This window comes from Streptomyces sp. NPDC127092 (assembly GCF_042722475.1).
GTDB lineage: Bacteria > Actinomycetota > Actinomycetes > Streptomycetales > Streptomycetaceae > Streptomyces.
Genome location: NZ_JBHXFE010000157.1, coordinates 1 through 1,974 on the forward strand (window position 1 = coordinate 1; position 1,974 = coordinate 1,974).

2 protein-coding genes are annotated in these 1,974 nt (G+C 64.5%); one reads left to right on the forward strand and one right to left on the reverse strand.

All coding sequences use genetic code 11. The features are described 5' to 3' along the window. Positions 1-161: 161 nt before the first annotated feature. Positions 162-1,295 carry an IS630 family transposase gene (locus ACFWJO_RS38275; RefSeq protein WP_386872779.1) on the reverse strand — a complete coding sequence of 378 codons (1,134 nt, stop codon included), beginning with the start codon at positions 1,293-1,295 and terminating at the stop codon, positions 162-164. A gap of 134 nt (positions 1,296-1,429) precedes the next feature. On the opposite strand from ACFWJO_RS38275, the gene ACFWJO_RS38280 reads away from it, so the two are divergent. Beyond that, the gene (locus tag ACFWJO_RS38280; RefSeq protein WP_280784659.1) at positions 1,430-1,777 is read left to right on the forward strand and encodes a hypothetical protein; all 348 of its coding nucleotides are present in this window, start codon (positions 1,430-1,432) and stop codon (positions 1,775-1,777) included. The last annotated feature ends 197 nt before the right edge of the window (positions 1,778-1,974 follow it).

The following is a 1,974-nucleotide window of genomic DNA, read 5'->3' on the forward strand; positions in this document are numbered from 1 at the left end:
ACAGCACTGACATCTACTCCGACCCACGCGAGGGCCACCCCATTATACCGTCCCTGACTGCGGGCGGCCCCCCCAATCAGCCCAACCTTTCCCTACACCTCGCTTGGTGGTGCGCTGCCTCCCGAGAGTCTTAGTGGTTGGATTCATAATTTCGTCGGGGGTCATGCCGCCTGCAGGTTTCGGTCATGGTGGTCGAGTCGTTCGAGGTGCTGGCGCAGGTCAGCGGTGGTGTAGCGCCACTTGAACGGCGCGGCGGTGACGTTGTACCGTTCCTCGAAAGCGAGCAGACGCCGTTCGACGGCATCGAGATCTTCGAAATCATTGGGCGAGAGCACCTTGCGTTGAATGATCGAGAAGTAAATCTCCACCTGGTTCAGCCACGAGGCGTGCTTCGGGGTATGAACCATCACCGCGTTCGGGTACCTGGCGGCCAGCCGGTCGGTCGCGGCCTGTCCGCGATGTGAGGATCCGTTGTCGACAATCCAGAACACCCGTGCGGCCGAGGCGTACGGTTCCTGCGCCATGACCTGGTCGACCAGGGCGGTGAACGGGACGATGCCCGTCGTGGTTTCGCACCGGCCGAACACCTTCGCCCGGTGGACGTCGTAGGCCGCCAGATATGCCAACGCCCCACCACGGCGATAGTCGTGATTGACGCGCATCGGACGCCCCGTGCCCGCCGGCTGCGTTCGATGGCAGCGCCGGCGGGCCTGGATGGACGGCTTCTCATCCGCGGAGATGACGTACTCGTCCGCCCCCAACTCGACTCCGTTGTACCTGCGGGCATAGAGGTCGAGGACGACGGCCGCCTTCGTCTCGAATTGCGGGTCCCGGATGAAGATCCACGATTGGTACCGCCAGGGTTTGAGGGCGTCCTGCGAAAGCCAGCGGCGGACCGTCGTGACGGAGGCGCTGATGCCGTCGATCACCAACTGCCGGGCCAACTCCGGGGCGCTCCACCGCGACAGGGGCAGCTCGTGCTCGGTGGGAAGCTGACATGCCCATGCCTTGACCGCGGCGACCTGCGACGGACAATATTTCGGTGGGCGTCCCGTACGCGGTGCGTCGGTGAGTCCCACGATTCCCCGGTGATAGAACCGGGCCCGCCACTTGCGAGCGGTGTCCACGCAGACACCGAGCTCGGCCGCGATGTGGGCGTTCGAGTCGCCGTCGGCGGCCATCAGCACGATCAGTGCCCGCAGCACCGTCCTCTGCGGTGTGCTCCCTGCCCGCACCCAATCCTCGAGTACCTGACGGTCGGTGCCAGTCAACACCACCCGGTATGGGCTGGTCATCACCACGTGGCACCATCCGCCCGAGAACAACTTTGATTACTCACGGCACATAGATCACACCGGCCACAGGGATCCCCGAAGCAGCGACACGCCGACCACCACGAAAGTCAGGAGGATCGGGCACCATCACACACATGCCGACACCACCGGAATCGACGAAGAACTCGCTGCGCTGGAAACTGCTGGATCGGGCCCGAACCAGGTGGCCGCAACTGTCCACGATCAACACTCGATTCCGCAGCAACTTCGCCTACGTCGACGGGGTGCTGACCGACGGGACAGTGATTCCGTTGATGCGACTGCGGTACGGCGGATCCGCCAGTGTGTGGGGATTCGCGATCTACCTCGGCAGCAGCGGCAAGTACCAGGACTCGATCCTGCCCAACGGCGACTTCGCCGGCAGTGTCGAGGATGCACTCGACTGCGCCTGCGGCCTGTACCTCGCCGACCCGACCGCCTGGCAACAACCCCCGACGAACTAATGGGTCAGACCACTAAGGTGCAGCAGACGAGCCAGATGTGGGTCCCGGGTGCCCGGGTGCCCCGGTGCTCGGGGAGCTCGGTGACGACCGGAACCGCTACGCCACTGCCAAATCACGTCAGAATTACGTGCGGCCAGCCCGATCACCCGAGCCTCCGGCTAGACACCCCAGGGCTGTAGTCGTCAAGCGGCTTGGGC